Annotated in this window: 18 protein-coding genes; 11 read left to right on the top strand and 7 right to left on the bottom strand. The window is 70.4% G+C overall.

Going from position 1 to position 16,502, the window contains the following annotated elements:
* The first annotated feature begins 76 nt into the window (after window positions 1–76).
* From ABZ896_RS01985 to ABZ896_RS01975, 3 genes are all read left to right on the top strand, one after another.
* Window positions 77–1,216 carry a peptidoglycan recognition family protein gene (locus ABZ896_RS01985; RefSeq protein ID WP_360920359.1) on the top strand — a complete coding sequence of 380 codons (1,140 nt, stop codon included), beginning with the start codon at window positions 77–79 and terminating at the stop codon, window positions 1,214–1,216.
* Between the two features lie 251 nt (window positions 1,217–1,467).
* On the top strand, window positions 1,468–3,270 hold the full coding sequence (locus tag ABZ896_RS01980; protein ID WP_360920356.1) for an ABC-F family ATP-binding cassette domain-containing protein: 1,803 nt from the start codon (window positions 1,468–1,470) through the stop codon (window positions 3,268–3,270).
* A gap of 174 nt (window positions 3,271–3,444) precedes the next feature.
* Entirely contained in the window at window positions 3,445–4,143 is a 699-nt protein-coding gene (locus ABZ896_RS01975) for a response regulator transcription factor (RefSeq protein WP_360920353.1), read from the top strand.
* Window positions 4,144–4,182: 39 nt separating this feature from the next.
* On the opposite strand, the gene ABZ896_RS01970 is transcribed toward ABZ896_RS01975, so the two are convergent.
* From ABZ896_RS01970 to ABZ896_RS01950, 5 genes are all read right to left on the bottom strand, one after another.
* The gene (locus ABZ896_RS01970; protein ID WP_360920350.1) at window positions 4,183–4,854 is read right to left on the bottom strand and encodes a hypothetical protein; all 672 of its coding nucleotides are present in this window, start codon (window positions 4,852–4,854) and stop codon (window positions 4,183–4,185) included.
* The gene (locus tag ABZ896_RS01965) at window positions 4,851–5,804 is read right to left on the bottom strand and encodes a hypothetical protein (protein WP_360920347.1); all 954 of its coding nucleotides are present in this window, start codon (window positions 5,802–5,804) and stop codon (window positions 4,851–4,853) included. Before ABZ896_RS01965 ends, ABZ896_RS01970 begins: the two co-directional genes overlap by 4 nt.
* Window positions 5,804–6,115, bottom strand: coding sequence for a hypothetical protein (locus ABZ896_RS01960; RefSeq protein ID WP_360920344.1), 312 nt, complete (start codon window positions 6,113–6,115; stop codon window positions 5,804–5,806). Before ABZ896_RS01960 ends, ABZ896_RS01965 begins: the two co-directional genes overlap by 1 nt.
* A gap of 127 nt (window positions 6,116–6,242) precedes the next feature.
* On the bottom strand, window positions 6,243–6,548 hold the full coding sequence (locus tag ABZ896_RS01955) for a hypothetical protein (protein ID WP_360920341.1): 306 nt from the start codon (window positions 6,546–6,548) through the stop codon (window positions 6,243–6,245).
* 21 nt (window positions 6,549–6,569) lie between these two features.
* Window positions 6,570–8,276, bottom strand: a complete 1,707-nt coding sequence (locus ABZ896_RS01950; RefSeq protein ID WP_360920338.1) for a sodium:solute symporter family protein — start codon at window positions 8,274–8,276, stop codon at window positions 6,570–6,572.
* Window positions 8,277–8,387: 111 nt separating this feature from the next.
* Between ABZ896_RS01950 and galT the strand changes: the two genes are divergently transcribed.
* The 5 genes from galT to ABZ896_RS01925 all read left to right on the top strand — a co-directional run bounded on the left by galT (window position 8,388) and on the right by ABZ896_RS01925 (window position 13,350).
* Complete coding sequence (gene galT, locus ABZ896_RS01945; RefSeq protein ID WP_360920335.1) at window positions 8,388–9,449, top strand: galactose-1-phosphate uridylyltransferase; 1,062 nt, start codon at window positions 8,388–8,390, stop codon at window positions 9,447–9,449.
* Entirely contained in the window at window positions 9,446–10,408 is a 963-nt protein-coding gene (gene galE, locus ABZ896_RS01940) for a UDP-glucose 4-epimerase GalE (RefSeq protein ID WP_360920332.1), read from the top strand. Before galT ends, galE begins: the two co-directional genes overlap by 4 nt.
* Window positions 10,408–11,559 (top strand): galactokinase, encoded by a 1,152-nt coding sequence (galK, locus tag ABZ896_RS01935; RefSeq protein WP_360920329.1) that lies wholly within the window; start codon window positions 10,408–10,410, stop codon window positions 11,557–11,559. Before galE ends, galK begins: the two co-directional genes overlap by 1 nt.
* A 226-nt stretch (window positions 11,560–11,785) precedes the next feature.
* Window positions 11,786–12,589 carry a hypothetical protein gene (locus ABZ896_RS01930; RefSeq protein WP_360920327.1) on the top strand — a complete coding sequence of 268 codons (804 nt, stop codon included), beginning with the start codon at window positions 11,786–11,788 and terminating at the stop codon, window positions 12,587–12,589.
* Between the two features lie 146 nt (window positions 12,590–12,735).
* On the top strand, window positions 12,736–13,350 hold the full coding sequence (locus tag ABZ896_RS01925) for a Uma2 family endonuclease (RefSeq protein ID WP_360920324.1): 615 nt from the start codon (window positions 12,736–12,738) through the stop codon (window positions 13,348–13,350).
* Between the two features lie 15 nt (window positions 13,351–13,365).
* On the opposite strand, the gene ABZ896_RS01920 is transcribed toward ABZ896_RS01925, so the two are convergent.
* A complete protein-coding gene (locus ABZ896_RS01920) occupies window positions 13,366–13,821 on the bottom strand; it encodes a GNAT family N-acetyltransferase (protein WP_360920320.1) in 456 nt (151 codons plus the stop codon).
* Between the two features lie 276 nt (window positions 13,822–14,097).
* Here ABZ896_RS01920 and ABZ896_RS01915 point away from each other — a divergent pair, with 276 nt between their 5' ends.
* The gene (locus tag ABZ896_RS01915; RefSeq protein WP_360920317.1) at window positions 14,098–14,865 is read left to right on the top strand and encodes a response regulator transcription factor; all 768 of its coding nucleotides are present in this window, start codon (window positions 14,098–14,100) and stop codon (window positions 14,863–14,865) included.
* On the opposite strand, the gene ABZ896_RS01910 is transcribed toward ABZ896_RS01915, so the two are convergent.
* Window positions 14,824–15,321, bottom strand: a complete 498-nt coding sequence (locus ABZ896_RS01910; protein WP_360920314.1) for a MarR family transcriptional regulator — start codon at window positions 15,319–15,321, stop codon at window positions 14,824–14,826. The two genes, ABZ896_RS01915 and ABZ896_RS01910, sit on opposite strands and share 42 nt — an antisense overlap.
* 89 nt (window positions 15,322–15,410) lie before the next feature.
* Here ABZ896_RS01910 and ABZ896_RS01905 point away from each other — a divergent pair, with 89 nt between their 5' ends.
* A complete protein-coding gene (locus tag ABZ896_RS01905) occupies window positions 15,411–16,190 on the top strand; it encodes a trans-aconitate 2-methyltransferase (protein WP_360920311.1) in 780 nt (259 codons plus the stop codon).
* Window positions 16,190–16,502 (top strand): glyoxalase (locus ABZ896_RS01900; RefSeq protein WP_360920308.1); only part of this gene is annotated, 313 nt, incomplete at its 3' end. The genes ABZ896_RS01905 and ABZ896_RS01900, both read left to right, overlap by 1 nt.

Genomic DNA, 16,502 nt, shown 5'->3' with positions numbered 1-16,502 from the left:
GGCGCATAGCGTCCGTTGAGCCTCAAGAGCTTTCTGTTGTCCGTACGTCCCCCCTGCACCGCCGAAGGAACCACTCGTGTCAGAAACCCCCACACCCGACCCCACGCCGACTGCCTCGCACCGCCGCAGGAGCCGTCTGTCCCGTCGCGGGATGATCGGCGCCGCGGCGGCCGTGGCCGGCGGGGCCGCGCTGACCCCGGCGGTCTTCGCGGCCACCGAGTCCGACTCCGGCTCGGGCGACTCCTCGGGCTCCGCCGCCGCGGACACCTCCGGCACCACGCCGGAGAGGTTCCCCGCGACCCGGACCGACGCGGCCACCGGCACCGGCGAGGCCAGCACCGCCGTCGCCGCCTCCTACGTCGGGGTGCGCTGGTCCGGGGCGAAGGAGGGTGCCGCCATCAAGCTCGCGGACGGCGCCTGGCAGGACCTCACGGGCGGCTGCGCGACCGTCGAGGACGGCGGCACGGCCCTGGTCGCCGGGGGGAACGCGACCACGTACGAGGTGAAGGCGCCGAGCGGCATCGACGGGGTCCGTTCGCTGGCGATCGACACCACCGACGGCCCGGCGCGCACCTTCAAGGTGCCCTCGGAGCCCACTCGCCTCCGGGGCGCGGTCTACCTCTCCCGGCCGGCCTGGGGCGCCGACGAGGCCAAGCGGTACAAGGCGGACGGCACGGTCAACTCGCCGGAGAAGTACTTCCCGCTGCAGACGATCACCGTCCACCACACGGACACCCCGAACGACGACCCGGACCCGGCCGCGACCGTCCGCGCGATCTACGAGTACCACGCGATCACCCTGGACTGGGGCGACATCGGCTACCACTTCCTCATCGACGAGACCGGCAACGTCTACGAGGGCCGCTACTCCGGCACCGACCCGGTCCCCGCCTTCGACGCCGACGGCAACCTCGTCACCGCCTTCCACACCGGCGGCTGGAACTCCGGCAACCTCGGCATCGCCCTGCTCGGCACGCTCGTCGACCAGCCCCCGACCGACGCGGCCAAGAAGTCCCTGATCCGCCTGATCAAGGTCATCGCCCGGCTGAAGGGCCTCGACCCGACGGCGCAGGTCACCTTCGTCAGCCCGGTCACCGCCGGTGCGACCAAGGACGTCCAGACGGTGAGCGGCCACCGCGACTGGCTGGCGACGGACTGCCCCGGCCAGACGATGTACGACCTCCTCACCGAGGTCCGCACGGCGGCGGCCCGCTGACGGGGTTTTCCACACCCTGACCCGCTCGGGGATCGCTCACCGACGGGCGCACCCAGGCCCTGCCGTCAGCTCCGCTTGCCGTGCAGGGCTTGGCGCGCGCTCCCCGGCGGGCAGCGGCCGACCGGCACGGCTCCTCCGCCTTGCGGCGGCCCGCTGACGGGGTTTTCCACAGGCTCACCTGCTCGGGGATCGGTCCGTCACCCGCGCGCACTACGCTGGGAGGCTGATCGATCCCCCCGGGCAGGAGAGTAATGGCCGTCAATCTGGTCAATGTCGAGAACGTCAGCAAGGTGTACGGCACCCGTGCCCTGCTCGACGGTGTCTCCCTCGGCGTCTCCGAGGGGGACCGCATCGGCGTCGTGGGCCGCAACGGCGACGGCAAGACCACGCTGATCCGGATGCTGGCCAAGCTGGAGGAGGCCGACACCGGGCGCGTCACGCACTCCGGCGGACTGCGCCTCGGAGTGCTCACCCAGCACGACTCCCTGGACCCGACGGCGACCGTCCGGCACGAGGTCATCCGGGACATGGCCGACCACGAGTGGGCGGGCAACGCCAAGATCCGGGACGTCCTGACCGGACTCTTCGGCGGACTCGACCTCCCCGGCTTCCCGCAGGGCCTCGACACCGTCATCGCCCCGCTCTCCGGCGGCGAGCGCCGCCGTATCGCGCTGGCCAAGCTCCTCATCGAGGAGCAGGACCTCGTCGTCCTGGACGAGCCCACCAACCACCTCGACGTCGAGGGCATCTCCTGGCTGGCGAAGCACCTGCGCGAGCGCCGCTCCGCGCTCGTCTGCGTCACCCACGACCGCTGGTTCCTCGACCAGGTCTGCACGCGCATGTGGGACGTGCAGCGCGGAGACGTCTTCGAGTACGAGGGCGGCTACTCCGACTACGTCTTCGCGCGCGCCGAGCGCGAGCGCATCGCGGCCACCGAGGAGACCAAGCGGCAGAACCTCGTGCGCAAGGAGCTGGCGTGGCTGCGGCGCGGCGCCCCCGCCCGTACGTCCAAGCCCCGCTTCCGCGTCGAGGCCGCCAACGAGCTCATCAAGGACGTGCCGCCGCCGCGCGACAGCAGCGAGCTGATGAAGTTCGCCTCCTCGCGGCTCGGCAAGACCGTCTTCGACCTGGAGGACGTGACCGTCCAGGCCGGGCCCAAGGTGCTGCTCAAGCACGTCACCTGGCAGCTCGGACCGGGCGACCGCATCGGCCTCGTCGGGGTCAACGGCGCCGGCAAGACCTCGTTGCTGAGGGCGATGGCGGAGGCGGCCCGCACCGAGGGCGAGAAGCAGCCCGTCGGCGGGCGCGTCACCGTCGGCAAGACGGTCAAGCTGGCCTACCTCTCCCAGGAGGTCGCCGAGCTGAACCCGAACCTGCGGGTCCTGGAAGCCGTGCAGCAGGTCCGCGAGCGCGTCGACCTCGGCAAGGGGCGGGAGATGACCGCCGGGCAGCTGTGCGAGACGTTCGGCTTCAACAAGGAGAAGCAGTGGACGCCGGTCGGCGACCTGTCCGGCGGTGAGCGCCGCCGCCTCCAGCTCCTGCGACTGCTGATGGACGAGCCCAACGTCCTCTTCCTCGACGAGCCCACCAACGACCTCGACATCGAGACCCTGACCCAGCTGGAGGACGTCCTCGACGGCTGGCCCGGCTCGATGATCGTCATCTCCCACGACCGGTTCTTCGTCGAGCGGACCACGGACCGGGTCTTCGCGCTCCTCGGCGACGCCACGCTGCGGATGCTGCCGCGCGGGATCGACGAGTACCTGGAGCGGCGGCAGCGCATGGAGGAGGCGGTGGCCGCGGCCGCCCCGGCTCCGGTGAAGGCCGTACCCGAGAAGAGCGCGGCGGATCAGCGGGCCGCGAAGAAGGAGCTCCAGAAGATCGAGCGGCAGCTCGACAAGATCTCCGAGCGCGAGACCAAGCTGCACGCGCAGATCGCCGACCACGCGACCGACTTCGCGAAGGTCGCCGAACTCGACGCCGAGCTGCGGGCGTTGGGCGGCGAGCGGGAGGAACTGGAGCTGCGCTGGCTGGAGCTGGCCGAAGACGCGTGAGTGCGCCGGGGGCGCGCGGACCGCTTATCGTGCATCCCCGTCGAATGAGAGGAAAGACAGAAATTCCGTCGTTCTGGGGCACTTCTCACCAGTAGGGGAAGCGCAACGTCGAACAAGCGTGTAGCTTCCGGGGGCATTCACGCGGATCCATTGGGGGGACTGGGGGGTTGCTCGATGGGAGTGCGGCTCATGGTGGTCGACGACCACCGACTGCTCGCCGAGGCGCTGGCCTCGGCACTGAAACTGCGCGGGCACCGGGTGCTCGCGGCGGCGGCACCGGCCGCGGGGGCGGCGGAGCTGGTGATCAGCAGGGCGCCGGAGGTGTGCCTGCTGGGGACGGCCACGCCCGCGGAGCCGGGGATGTTCGACCCGGTCGTGAAGATCAAGCGCGAGCGGCCGCAGGTGGCGGTGCTGGTCCTCGGGCCGGTGCCGAGCCCTCGCGGGATCGCGGCGGCGTTCGCGGCGGGGGCGTCCGGATATGTGCGGCACGACGAGCGGATCGAGGGTGTCGAGCGGGCGATCATGAAGGCGCGGGCGGGGGAGGCCGCGGTGGCTCCGCAGTTGCTGCAGGGGGCGTTCAGTGAACTGCTGAACCCCGCGGCCCAGCCGGACGACGAGGGGCAGCGGTTGCTGTCGATGCTGACGCCCCGTGAGGTCGAGGTGCTGGTGCGGGTCGCGGACGGCGAGGACACGCGGCTGATCGCGGCGGGGATGGGGATAGCGCCGTCGACCGCCCGCACCCATGTGCAGCGGGTCCTGATGAAGCTGGGGGTGGGGTCTCGACTGGAGGCGGCGGCGTTGGCTGCGCGGACGGGGTTGTTGGATCGGGCGGGGCCTGTGCCGCAGCCGCAGCCTCCGGCGATTGGGCCGTGATGGTGCGGCTGCGTGGGGCCCCTTCAAAACGCCTGTAGCTCACCGTGCCCGGAGATCGGACAGCCCTTCCGCCAGCGTTCCCCAGCCCGCGACGGGGAAGCAGATGCTGACCCGTGAGCCGTCGCTGAAGGCGATGTCGTGGGTGCCATGGGGTGCGTCGGTGCGCTTGCGGAACCAGGCCACCTGATCGACGGGCACCCCCCAGCCGTACTTGACGGCCGGGCCCGCCGTGCGGCCGTCCGGGGACCTCTGGACGTGGACCACATGCAGGCCACGGTGCCCCAGGAGAAGCACCGACACGACGCCGGCGTCCTCGCGGGGCTGCAGGGCACAGGCCAGCTGTCCCGCAGTGCTGCCCCAGTCCCCGGACAGCGCCTGTTCCGTCCTGCCGCCCCGGTTGTCGAACGCGTCCATCGCCGCGTTCACCGGATTCAGCCGGTCCAGCACCCGCTCGGTCCGGTCCGCATGGGCCAGCACCCGGTCGGTGGTCGACCCGGCCTCCGGGAACACGTCGGGTCGCATACGGGCCGGGGGCACCGGCGCCCCGTCGCCGATCGCCACGACATGGGAGTCCACCAGCCGCTCCACGGCGGGAAGGGCGACCCTGGCCTGCTCCCGGGCCGCGCGGGCGACCGCGTGCGGGTCGGGGCGCTCGGCGCCCGAGATCCAGGTCTTGAAGCCCGACCAGGAGAGCACCTCCGAGAACTTCACCCGAACACTTCCTTCACCGTCTTGCCGGAGAAGTCCCGGTCGCCCATGCGTTCGTCGAAGCTCTGGGAGTCCGGACGCTTCGCGTATTCGGCGCTCTCCTCGGCCAGCGCCGGCGAACCCTCCGTCATCGCGCCCGTGACAGCGCCCCCGGGGTCGACCCCGAGGATGCCCTTGGCCAGCGCCTTTCCCTGCTTCCACGCCATGTACTGGGCGATGTCCGCAGCCTCGGGCATCTCACCACGGCGGACACTGCCGAGGATCTTCCACTTGGCGCCCTTCCACTCCTTGATCTTCGCGCGGTCGAGACTGCGCAAGTACCGGCGGAGCCGCGAGAGTTTCGCCAGGGCTCTGGTCTGCTTCGCGAGATCGGCCAGCTTGTCGGCCAGCTTGGCCGCGATCCTCGTGGCCTTGGCGACCCGGTACGCCACGTTCGCGGCACCCGCCAGCGGGCCGATGGCGGCGGCGGCTCCTGCGGTGAGCACGGCGAGGATCGCCGTGGTCGCGGCGGTGACCAGGAGAGACTCCACGAGTTCGACGAGGAGGTCGGTCATGGCCTGCTCGGCCATCTCGCACGCCGACGCCGCGACCTCCAGCAACTCCGCGATGGTGACCATGTCCTCGGCCTCGCCCAGCAGGGCCTGCTCGAAGTCGGTCATGGTCCGGCTGAAGCCCGTGGCCGCGTCACTCTCCCAGACGCGCTCCACGGCCTTCCGCTCCGCGACGAGATCGTCGACGACGCCCTGGAGTTCGCGCGCGGCGGTACGCCACTCGTTCGCGGTCTCCTGCAACTGCGCGCTGTCTCCGGTGACCCAGTCGAACCAGTCGTCGACACCGCACTGCTTGAGCACGCCCTTGATGACCTCGTCGATCGTCGAGGCGAGGGGGTTGCTCCAGTCCAGGGTGTAGTTGATGCGGTCCAGGGCGCTGGTCGCCTCCTGTCCGACACCCATCAGGCGTCACCCCCGAAGGAACGTGCCGTCGCGTCCTCGTTCGCGTCGTAGTCGTCCGCCGAGCCGCGCATCGCCCGGGCGACCGTGTCCAGGGTCTCCGCGGCCGACTCCAGATCGTCCCCCGACTGCCCCATCTGCTCGATGTAGCCCGCCCGCAGCTCGTTGGCCTCGGGCAGCTGTCCGAACACGCCGTCCGACAGGTGCAGCCCCGAGGTCCGCCGCCGGATCCGGCGGACGCGCTCGGCCGCGTCCTCGGCGGCGTCGGCGTAGCGTCGCAGTGCTTCCGTCTCGACATTCGTGCCTTGGCCCATGGATCCCCCGTAAGCAGACGTCATGCCCTCTGATCAGCACCGACAGTGGTCGGCGAGGAGGGCGACAGCCGTTCGACCTTAGCAAAGCAATGGCAAAGTCGTCTGCCCCGGCGGCCGTTCTCCCGTCTCACTCGTCGTCGCGCGGGGCTTCCTGCACAGGCGCCGCAGGCTTGAGCTTCAGCCACACCAGGAAGAAGACGCCCAGGGCCAGCATCCCCAGGCCCGTCCACAGGTTGATGTTGACGCCCTCGGCCTTGTCGAGGGTCGCGTCGGACGGGTTGATGCCGGCGATCGTGACGATGACGCCGTAGAGGACGAACAGGCCGCCGATGATGCGGCGCAGGTCGAAGATGCGGGCCGCGGTCGCCGACTTGGCCTGGAGGTCGGTGACTTCCCGCTGGACGTCGTGTTCGGAGTAGTGCTCGGAGGACATGGCTGCGGGATCCTTCCGCGATCAGAACGAGAACGGGATGTAGCAGGCGGCGGCCAGGACGACCGCGCCCCAGCCCAGCAGGGCCGGCCGCCGGTACCACGCGTCGTCGCCGGCGGCGGGCGGCTCGGACATGCCGGGGGACGTCGTGCCGTAGACCAGGCCCTGGAGTTCCTCGGCGGGCTTCGGCCGCGTGAACAGGGAGACGGCGACCATGACCACCGCGCCGGCCACGAAGCCGACGATCGCGGAGACGAAGTTGGCGCCCTGGTCGGAGGGGATGTCGATGATGCCCTGCTTGTAGATCCAGAAGTAGTTCAGCATCGCCGCGAGCGTGCCCGCGAGCAGCCCCCAGAAGCCGGACTTCGCCGACGCGCGCCGCCAGAACATGCCGACGATGAAGACGACGAACATCGGCACGTTGAAGAAGGAGAACAGCGTCTGGAGGTAGCTCATGATGTTGGAGAAGGACGAGGCGAGGAACGCCGTGCCCACCGACGCGCAGACGCCGATCACCGTGATCAGACGGCCGAAGCGGACGTAGTACCCGTCCTCGCGGCCCCGCTGCACGTAGCGGGCCCAGATGTCGTTGGTGAACACCGTGTTGAAGGACGAGACGTTCGCCGCCATGCCCGCCATGAACGCGGCCAGCAGGCCCGTCACCGCGATGCCCAGGACGCCGTTCGGCAGGAGCTGTTCCATCAGGTACGGGATCGCGTCGTTGTACTGGTAGCCCGACTTGTCCGTGCCGAAGCCGGGGATCAGGGCGGCCGCCGTCAGACCCGGGATCATCACCAGGAAGACGATGAAGATCTTCGGGAACGCGGCGATCAGGGGCGTGCGCTGGGCCGCCGACAGGTTCTTCGCCGACAGCGCGCGCTGGACCTCCGCGAAGTTCGTCGTCCAGTAGCCGAAGGACAGCACGAAGCCGAGGCCGAGGACGATCGTCAGCCAGTTCGCGCCCAGCGGGTTGCCGCTGCCGATGCCCGTGCCGCCCCAGGCGGTGGTGAAGTTCTCGCCGTGCTGGGCCGTCAGCCTGTCCGTGAGGCCGCCCCAGCCGCCCACCTTCTTCAGGCCCAGGACGACCAGCGGGATCAGGGCCGCCAGGATCACGAAGAACTGGAGGACCTCGTTGTAGATCGCCGAGGAGAGGCCGCCGAGGGTGATGTAGGCGAGGACGAAGGCACCGGCGACCACGATCGCCACCCACTGCGGCCAGCCCAGCAGGGCCTCGACGACGATCGCCAGGGCGTAGAGGTTCACACCCGCGATCAGGATCGCCGCGAACGCGAACAGCGCCGAGCTGAGCAGGTGCGCCCACTTGTCGAAGCGCAGGAGCAGCATCTCCGGGACCGAGCGCACCTTGCTGCCGTAGTAGAAGGGCATCATCACCAGGCCGAGGAAGACCATGGCGGGGATGGCGCCGATCCAGTACCAGTGCACGGTGTAGGCGCCGTACTGTGCGCTGTTGGCCGCCATCCCGAGGATCTCCGTCGCGGCCAGGTTGGCCGAGATGAAGGCCAGACCGGTGATCCAGGCGGGCAGCGAGCGTCCGGAGAGGAAGAAGTCGAGGCTCGTCTTCACGGAGGCGCGGGCCGCGAAGCCGATGCCGAGGACGACGACGAAGTAGATCCCGAGGATCGTGTAGTCGAGCCAGTTGGTGGGGAGTCTCAGCTCGGCCGCGAGGTATGCGGTTTGTGCGGTGTATGCGCCGTTTGTGGGGGATTGCATAGTCAGCAATTGAACACCTCGACTGATGCGCTTTGTTTGATTCCGATGTTGACGCAGGTGGGCGGTTATGGTTACTTGTGTTTAGTTATGTTTGAGTGAAGGAGTCCCGCGGTGAAGAAGACCTCGACCCGGCTGGCCGACGGTCGCGAGCTCATCTACTACGACCTGCGGGACGACACCGTCCGCGAGGCCGTGGACCGGCGTCCGCTGGAGCGGACCGTCACCACGTCCGAGGTTCGTCGGGATCCGCTGCTCGGCGACTCCGTGGCCATCGCCTCGCACCGGCAGGGGCGGACCTACCACCCGCCGGCCGACGAATGTCCGCTGTGCCCCTCGCAGGGCGACCGGCTGAGCGAGATCCCCGACTCGTCGTACGACGCCGTGGTCTTCGAGAACCGTTTCCCCTCGCTGGCCGGGGACTCGGGGCGCTGCGAGGTGGTCTGCTTCACCTCCGACCACAACTCCTCCTTCGCCGATCTGACCGAGGAGCAGGCGCGGCTCGTCCTGGAGGCGTGGACCGACCGGACGTCGGAGCTGTCTCATCTGCCCTCCGTAGAGCAGGTGTTCTGTTTCGAGAACCGCGGTGCGGAGATCGGTGTGACACTGGGTCACCCGCACGGCCAGATCTACGCCTACCCCTTCACCACGCCTCGCACCGCACTGATGTTGCGCTCGCTCGCGGCGCACAAGGAGGCGACTGGCGGGGAGAACCTCTTCGACGCCGTCCTGGAGCGGGAGCTCGCCGACGAGCGGATCGTCCTGGAGGGCGAGCACTGGGTGGCCTTCGTGCCCTACTCGGCGCACTGGCCCTACGAGGTGCACCTCTACCCCAAGCGCCGGGTGCCCGACCTGCTCGGCCTGGACGAGGAGGCCCGCACAGAGTTCCCCAAGGTGTATCTGGAACTCTTGAGGCGCTTCGACCGGATCTTCGGCGAAGGTGAGCCTCCGACGCCTTACATCGCCGCCTGGCACCAGGCGCCGTTCGGCGCGCTGGAGGAGTTCGAGGGCGTGGGCCGCGACGACTTCGCGCTGCACCTGGAGCTTTTCACCATCCGTCGTACGTCCGGCAAGCTGAAGTTCCTCGCGGGCTCCGAGTCGGGGATGAACGTCTTCATCAACGACATCCGGCCGGAGGCCGCGGCACAGCGACTGCGAGAGGTAGCGAGTTCATGAAGTACCTGGTGACAGGTGGCGCGGGGTATGTCGGCGGGGTCGTGGCCCAGCACCTCCTGGAGGCCGGCCACGAGGTCGTCGTCCTCGACAACCTCTCCACCGGCTTCCGCGAGGGCGTCCCGGCCGGCGCCGCCTTCATCGAGGGCGACATCCGCGACGCCGCCAAGTGGCTCGACGCCTCCTTCGACGGCGTGCTGCACTTCGCCGCGTTCTCGCAGGTCGGCGAGTCGGTCGTGAAGCCCGAGAAGTACTGGGACAACAACGTCGGCGGCACCATGGCCCTGCTCGGCGCCATGCGCGAGGCCGGAGTCAAAAGGCTCGTCTTCTCCTCTACGGCCGCCACGTACGGCGAGCCCGAGGAGGTGCCGATCGTCGAGTCGGCGCCCACGAAGCCGACCAACCCGTACGGCGCCTCCAAGCTCGCCGTCGACTTCATGATCACCAGCGAGGCGAACGCGCACGGACTGGGTGCCGTGTCCCTGCGCTACTTCAACGTCGCCGGTGCCTACGGCAAGCAGGGCGAGCGGCACGACCCCGAGTCGCACCTCATCCCGCTGATCCTCCAGGTCGCGCAGGGCAGGCGGGAGGCGATCAACGTCTTCGGCGACGACTACCCCACCCCGGACGGCACCTGCGTCCGCGACTACATCCACGTCGCCGACCTCGCCGACGCCCACCTGCTGGCGCTGAAGGCGGCCCAGCCGGGCGAGCACCTCATCTGCAACCTCGGCAACGGCGAGGGCTTCTCGGTCCGTCAGGTCATCGAGACCGTCCGGCAGGTCACCGGCCACCCGATCCCCAAGATCGTGGCCCCCCGCCGCGGCGGCGACCCGGCCACCCTGGTCGCCTCGGCGGCCACCGCCCGCGAGAAGCTGGGCTGGAACCCCTCCCGCGCGGACCTCGCGGGGATCGTCGCGGACGCCTGGGAGTTCGCGCAGCACATCTCGAAGGAGCAGTAGTGGCACAGCAGGTGCGGGACGGTTTCACCGAGCTGTACGGGACCGGCCCCGAAGGTGTCTGGTCGGCGCCCGGCCGCGTCAACCTCATCGGTGAGCACACCGACTACAACGACGGCTTCGTGATGCCCTTCGCGCTGCCGCACACGGCCGTCGCGGCCGTCTCCCGGCGTACGGACGGCGTCCTGCGGCTGCACTCGGCCGACGTCGAGGGCGACGTCGTCGAACTGCGCCTGGACGAACTCGCGCCGGAGAGCGACAAGAACTGGACGGCGTACCCGGCCGGTGTCGTGTGGGCGCTGCGGGAGGCCGGCCACCCGGTCACGGGCGCCGACATCCACCTCGCCTCGACGGTCCCCTCGGGCGCGGGCCTGTCCTCCTCGGCGGCCCTGGAGGTCGTGGTCGCGCTCGCCCTGAACGACCTGTTCGAACTCGGGCTCCAGCGCTGGCAGTTGGCCCGCCTGTGCCAGCGCGCCGAGAACGTCTACGTCGGCGCCCCCACCGGGATCATGGACCAGACCGCGTCCGCGTGCTGCGAGAGCGGCCACGCCCTGTTCCTCGATACCCGGGACCTCGGGCAGAAGCAGATCCCCTTCGACCTCGCCGCCGAGGGCATGGTCCTCCTCGTCGTCGACACGCAGGTCAAGCACGCCCACAGCGAGGGCGAGTACGGCAAGCGCCGGGCGGGCTGCGAGCGGGGTGCGGCGCTGCTGGGCGTGGACGCGCTGCGGGACATCCCCTACGGTGAGCTGGACGCGGCCCTTGCCCGGCTCGGCGACGACGAGGAGGCCGTACGCCTGGTCCGGCACGTCGTCACCGAGGACGAGCGGGTCGAGAAGGTCGTCGCCCTGCTGGAGTCGGGCGACACCCGGGCGATCGGCCCGGTGCTGGTGGCGGGGCACGCCTCCCTCCGCGACGACTTCCGGATCTCCTGCCCGGAGCTGGACCTGGTCGTCGACACCGCCCTGTCCGCCGGCGCCCTGGGCGCCCGGATGACCGGCGGCGGCTTCGGCGGCTCGGCGATCGTCCTCGCGGAGACCACCGACGCGGACCGCATCACCAAGGCGGTAGAGGAAGCCTTCTCCGCCGCGGGCCACACAGCCCCACGCGTCTTCGAAGCGGTCCCGTCCCCGGGCGCCCGACGCCTGTCCTGAACCCCATAGCGGTAGCCCTGGGTCCGGCTCGGGCCCGGGGCCTGTCCGGCGGATCAGGCCGGCTGCAAGAAGCGGTACTGATGAGTGCAGGCGGGCGTGCCCAACCCCGCGACGCCGGCATGATCCGCCGGACAGGCCCCCGGGCTGACCCCTGTTTTGCGCGGCTTGAGGGGATCTTGGGGAAAGACGGGCCGATCCCTGGCACGGGCCCCAGTAACTTCGGAGCGTGAGTCGAGGGCACCATCGCATCCTGTCGGCGATCGGTATCGGCTGCTACGTGCTCGCCGCGATCGCGGGTCTGTTCTGGCTGACGGACGACTTCGGCCCCGGCCTCCTCGTCCCCCTGTGGATCGCGCACGCCCTGCTGCTCGCCCTCCTGCTGGCCAAGCTCTGGGCGGGCGAGGCCGCCGCGGGCCTCGCGCTGCTGGTCGTCGGCGCCTCCCTGGCCGCCGTCTCCTTCGCCGACCTGGCCCGCGACGACCTCACCCTGGAGCGCCGCGGCGAGAAGATCACCGCCACCGTCGTACGGGAATGGCTCGCCCCCTCCGACGAGCAGGACCAGCGGTCGGACACCTACGACTACGCGCTCGTGCGCCGCGACGGCACCGCCGTCCCCGGCCCCGCCCTCAAGGCCCGGCGCGGCAGCTTCGGCGTCGGCCAGACCATCACCGTGATCGCGGACCCGAAGGGCGTCCTGCGCCCCGAGACCCCGAGCGACGCGGACGCCACCGGCGACGCCGTCGGCGTGGGGGTCTTCGCGCTGATCGCCCTCGCCCTCGTCGCCTTCGCGGCCGGCCAGGGCACCGGCCGCTCCCGGCGCCGCGAGGAGCGGGACACCCTCGCCGAGCAGGAGCACACCCTGCGCGAGGCCCTGCGCACGGCCGCCGCCGACCCCCACGGCTATGTCGAGGTGCACGCCGAGCACTACCCCGACGTCTCCCCCCACCGCGCCGCCCGCATCGCCTGGGAACTGGGCCTGAACCCGGAAAGCGCGGACGACCCCGACTCCTGGCGCTTCCTGCGCACCTGACGGCCGCGATTCCTTCCTGGCGAGAGCGGGAGCCGAAGAAGCCGGAGCAGCCGTACCGCCCTGTCGTCACCCTTTGTGATGACGATCAACCATTCCGGCGGTTACCGTGGACGGGCAGGCCGAGAATCCCGCCCATGGGAGGAATCATGACCGCCGAGCCCCTCGCCGAGCCGACCGCCGAGCCCGGCTCCCGCTGGCCGGTGCCGCCCCGGGACGGATACACCGTGGACGACCTGTTCACGTTGCCCGACCTCCCGCCGCACACCGAGCTGATCGACGGGAGTCTGGTTTTCGTGAGTCCGCAGCGGGATTTTCACAGCACGATGATTGACCTGCTGGTGACCGGCCTGCGCCGGACGGTCCCCAAGGGCATGAAGGTCCGCCGCGAGATGACCGTCGTCCTGGACCGCCGTAACGGCCCCGAGCCCGACATCTCCGTCGTACGTGCCGAGGCCGTCAGGAGCAGGGAGCAGACCCGCTTCGACGCCGCCGACGTCCTGCTCGCCGCCGAAGTCGTCTCCCCCGACTCCGAGGCCCGCGACCGCGACACCAAGCCCCACAAGTACGCCGCCGCAGGCATCCCGCACTACTGGCTGGTCGAGATGACCGGCACGAACCACCAGCCCGTGGTGAGGACCTATGAGCTCGACCCGCTGTCCAAGACATACGCCCTGACAGGCACCCACCGCGACCAGCTCAAGCTGGGCGTCCCCTACGACATCGACATCGACATCACCCCTGAGGCCCTCGACGAGCTGTGAACGGGTTCTGCCGTTTCACCCCAGCCGTTTCGTCAGCGTGTACTCCGTGACCCCCGGCGGATAGTCCGGAATCACGCACACCACCTCGTATCCCTGCTTCTTGTAGAACTCCGGGGCCTGGAAGTCCCACGTCTCCAGGCGGACGGCGGCGCAGCCCCGCTCCCGGCGTGCCAGCCGCTCCGCGGTCGCAAGCAGGTGCGAACCCAGACCCGTGCCGCGGTGGGCCGCGTCGACCCAGAGATAGGCCACATGCAGCCAACTCGTCCAGGTGTGCCCGACCAGCCCGCCCGCAAGGGCGTCGGACTCGTCCAACGCCCAGACATGGAGCGGAAGTTCCCGTTCACCTGGGGTTCCGCGCAGTGCGCGCAGCACCGGCGAGGCCGCCGTGTTGGTGTCCCGCAGCCGGCTGCGGAGCAGATCTTGCCGGGCTTTGTCGACTTCTGTCTCCAGACGAAACATGCGGCTCACCATAAACGCACCGGACAGCCAGTTCTGCAAATAACCTTCCGCTCCTGCCCCCCGGCCGTACCCTGATGAACAGCACCGGTGGGGGCCGGTGCTGATCAGGGGGCGAGACAGTCGGGTACGGCGCCCGAAGTGGGGGTAGCAGTTCCTGCACGGCGGCGGCCGTGCGGCCATCGTGCTTCGGGCGTCGTATCCGCTCCGATGTCGTCTCCCGAATCGTCTGCCGAGGACGATGACGATGGGGTATCCCCTGCTCTTCGAGAGCTTGGGGAAGGGGGTTACGTGGTTCGCATCCGAGTCCTGGTCGTCGACGACCATCGCATCTTCGCCGAGTCGCTCGCCGCCGCACTGGCGGCCGAGCCCGACGTGGAGGTCTCCGCCGCCGGCAGCGGCCCCGCCGCGCTGCGCTCGCTGGAGCGCGCCGCGGCCGAGGGCCGCCGCTTCGACGTGCTGCTGGTCGACGCCGACCTGGGAGGCAACGTCCAGGGCATCAGGCCCGCCGTGCCCGTGCAGGACGGCAACGAGGAGGGGCTGGTCGACGGCATATCGCTGGTCGCCGGGGTCCGTTCGGCTCAGCCGGGCGTGAGGATCGTCGTCCTCGCCGAGAAGGACGACCCGCGGCGGGCCGCGCTCGCCCTCCAGGCGGGTGCCTCGGGCTGGGTCGCCAAGGACTGCTCGCTGTCCCGGCTGCTCACCGTCATACGAGGGGTCCTGCGGGACGAGACGCATCTGCCGCCCGCCCTGCTGACGGGCGTGCTCCGGGAGCTGACCGCGGCCCGCAAGCACCGCACCGAGAGCGAGCGGCTGGTGGAGTCCCTCACCCCGAGGGAGCGCGAGGTCCTGCGGTGCATGGTGGCGGGGCTGGGCCGCAAGGCGGTCGCCGAGCGGCTTTTCCTGTCCCCCCACACCGTCCGCACCCATATGCAGAACGTCCTCGGCAAGCTGGGCGTCCACTCCACCCTGGCCGCGGTCGCCCTCGCGCGCCGGGCCGGGGTCGGTCCCGTCGACCTAGCCGGGGATGTTGTCGAACGGGGCGGTCAGCTGGCGTAGCAGCCCGGCCAGTTCACCGCGCTGGGCCCGGGAGAGCTCGGCGAGGATCGCGCGTTCCTGCTCCAGCAGACCGGCGAGTGCCTGGTCCGCGCGGTCCCTGCCGTCCTCGGTGAGCCGGACCAGCACCCCGCGCCGGTCGCTCGGGTCCGGCAACCGCTCCACCAGGCCCTTCTTGGCCAGCCGGTCGATGCGGTTGGTCATGGTGCCCGAGGTGACCAGAGTCTGCGTCAGCAGCTGCCCCGGGGAGAGTTGATACGGCGTTCCCGCGCGCCTGAGCGCGGTCAGCACGTCGAACTCCCAGGGCTCCAGGCTGTGCTCGGCGAAGGCCAGCCGGCGGGCCCGGTCCAGGTGCCGGGCGAGTCTGCTCACCCGACTGAGGACCTCAAGCGGTTCCACGTCGAGGTCCGGGCGCTCGCGGCGCCACGCCGATACCAGTCGATCGACCTCGTCCTCCATGACGATCAGTGTAGTGGTTGTGTCGATGTGAAGTCTCTTGAAGTCGAGTCTCTTGACATCAAGATAAATTCGGCGGGAAGGTGGGGGACATGACCACTCCCGCCTGGGACCCGGCCCAGTACCTCCGGCACGCCGGCCACCGCGCCCGCCCCTTCGCCGACCTCATCGCCCGCATCCCCGAACTCCCGTCCCCCGAGCCCGTCGTCGCCGACCTCGGCTGCGGCCCCGGCAACGTGACCGTCTTCCTCGCCGAACGCTGGCCCACGGCACGGATCACCGGCTACGACAACTCCGCCGAGATGCTCGACAAGGCGCGCGCCGACTACGGCCACCTGGACTTCGTCCACGCCGACGTCCGCACCTGGGCGCCCGCACAGCCGTACGACCTCATCGTCAGCAATGCGACGTTGCAGTGGGTGCCGGGGCATGTGGAGCTCTTCGGGGCGTGGGTGGCCGGGCTCAGGCCCGGCGGTGTGTTCGCCTTCCAGGTGCCCGGGAACTTCGACTCCCCGAGCCACCGGCTCATGCGTGAACTCGCGGAGTCGGCCGGCCTGGGGGACACCCTGCGCCACGACGACGCGGTGCTCGCGCCGGAGACCTATCTGACGGCGCTGGCGGATCTGGGCTGCGAGGTCGACGTGTGGGAGACGACGTACGTCCACCTGCTCCAGGGGGAGGACCCGGTGCTGGACTGGGTGAAGGGGACGGGACTGCGCCCGGTCCTCACGGCGCTCGCCGACGACCCCGGGGCGCGGGAGGACTTCCTGGACGCCTACCGCACGGCCCTGCGCAAGGCGTATCCGGCGGGGCCGCACGGCACCCCCTTCCCCTTCCGCCGCATCTTCGCGGTGGCCCGCAGGGAGGGCTGATGCTGGTCGCCGTGGACCATGTGCAGCTGGCGGCCCCACCGGGCTGCGAGGACCTGCTGCGGGCGTACTACGTGGACGTCCTCGGCATGACCGAGATCCCCAAGCCGCCGGCGCTCGCCGGGCGGGGCGGGTGCTGGTTCGAGGCGGGGGCCGTGCGGCTGCACCTGGGGATCGAACGGGACTTCCGGCCCACGAGGAAGGCGCACCCGGGGCTGCGGGTCACGGGCATCGAGGCGTACGCGGCCCGGCTGGAGGCGGGCGGGGCGCCGGTGCACCGGGACGGGGACCTGCCGGGGCACCGCCGCTTCTACT

It is taken from the genome of Streptomyces sp. NPDC047072 (assembly GCF_040643855.1).
Classification (GTDB): Bacteria; Actinomycetota; Actinomycetes; order Streptomycetales; family Streptomycetaceae; genus Streptomyces.
This window is presented reverse-complemented; position numbering and strand designations above follow the sequence as displayed.

Bases quoted from the DNA above. Each gene is read 5' to 3' on its own strand.
- ABZ896_RS01920 (WP_360920320.1), bottom strand. From the start codon at position 13,821: ATGGTGAGCCGCATGTTTCGTCTGGAGACAGAAGTCGACAAAGCCCGG.
- ABZ896_RS01955 (WP_360920341.1), bottom strand. From the start codon at position 6,548: ATGTCCTCCGAGCACTACTCCGAACACGACGTCCAGCGGGAAGTCACC.
- ABZ896_RS01960 (WP_360920344.1), bottom strand. From the start codon at position 6,115: ATGGGCCAAGGCACGAATGTCGAGACGGAAGCACTGCGACGCTACGCC.
- ABZ896_RS01910 (WP_360920314.1), bottom strand. From the start codon at position 15,321: ATGGAGGACGAGGTCGATCGACTGGTATCGGCGTGGCGCCGCGAGCGC.
- galE (WP_360920332.1), top strand. From the start codon at position 9,446: ATGAAGTACCTGGTGACAGGTGGCGCGGGGTATGTCGGCGGGGTCGTG.
- ABZ896_RS01950 (WP_360920338.1), bottom strand. From the start codon at position 8,276: ATGCAATCCCCCACAAACGGCGCATACACCGCACAAACCGCATACCTC.
- ABZ896_RS01905 (WP_360920311.1), top strand. From the start codon at position 15,411: ATGACCACTCCCGCCTGGGACCCGGCCCAGTACCTCCGGCACGCCGGC.
- ABZ896_RS01980 (WP_360920356.1), top strand. From the start codon at position 1,468: ATGGCCGTCAATCTGGTCAATGTCGAGAACGTCAGCAAGGTGTACGGC.
- ABZ896_RS01925 (WP_360920324.1), top strand. From the start codon at position 12,736: ATGACCGCCGAGCCCCTCGCCGAGCCGACCGCCGAGCCCGGCTCCCGC.
- ABZ896_RS01975 (WP_360920353.1), top strand. From the start codon at position 3,445: ATGGGAGTGCGGCTCATGGTGGTCGACGACCACCGACTGCTCGCCGAG.
- ABZ896_RS01965 (WP_360920347.1), bottom strand. From the start codon at position 5,804: ATGGGTGTCGGACAGGAGGCGACCAGCGCCCTGGACCGCATCAACTAC.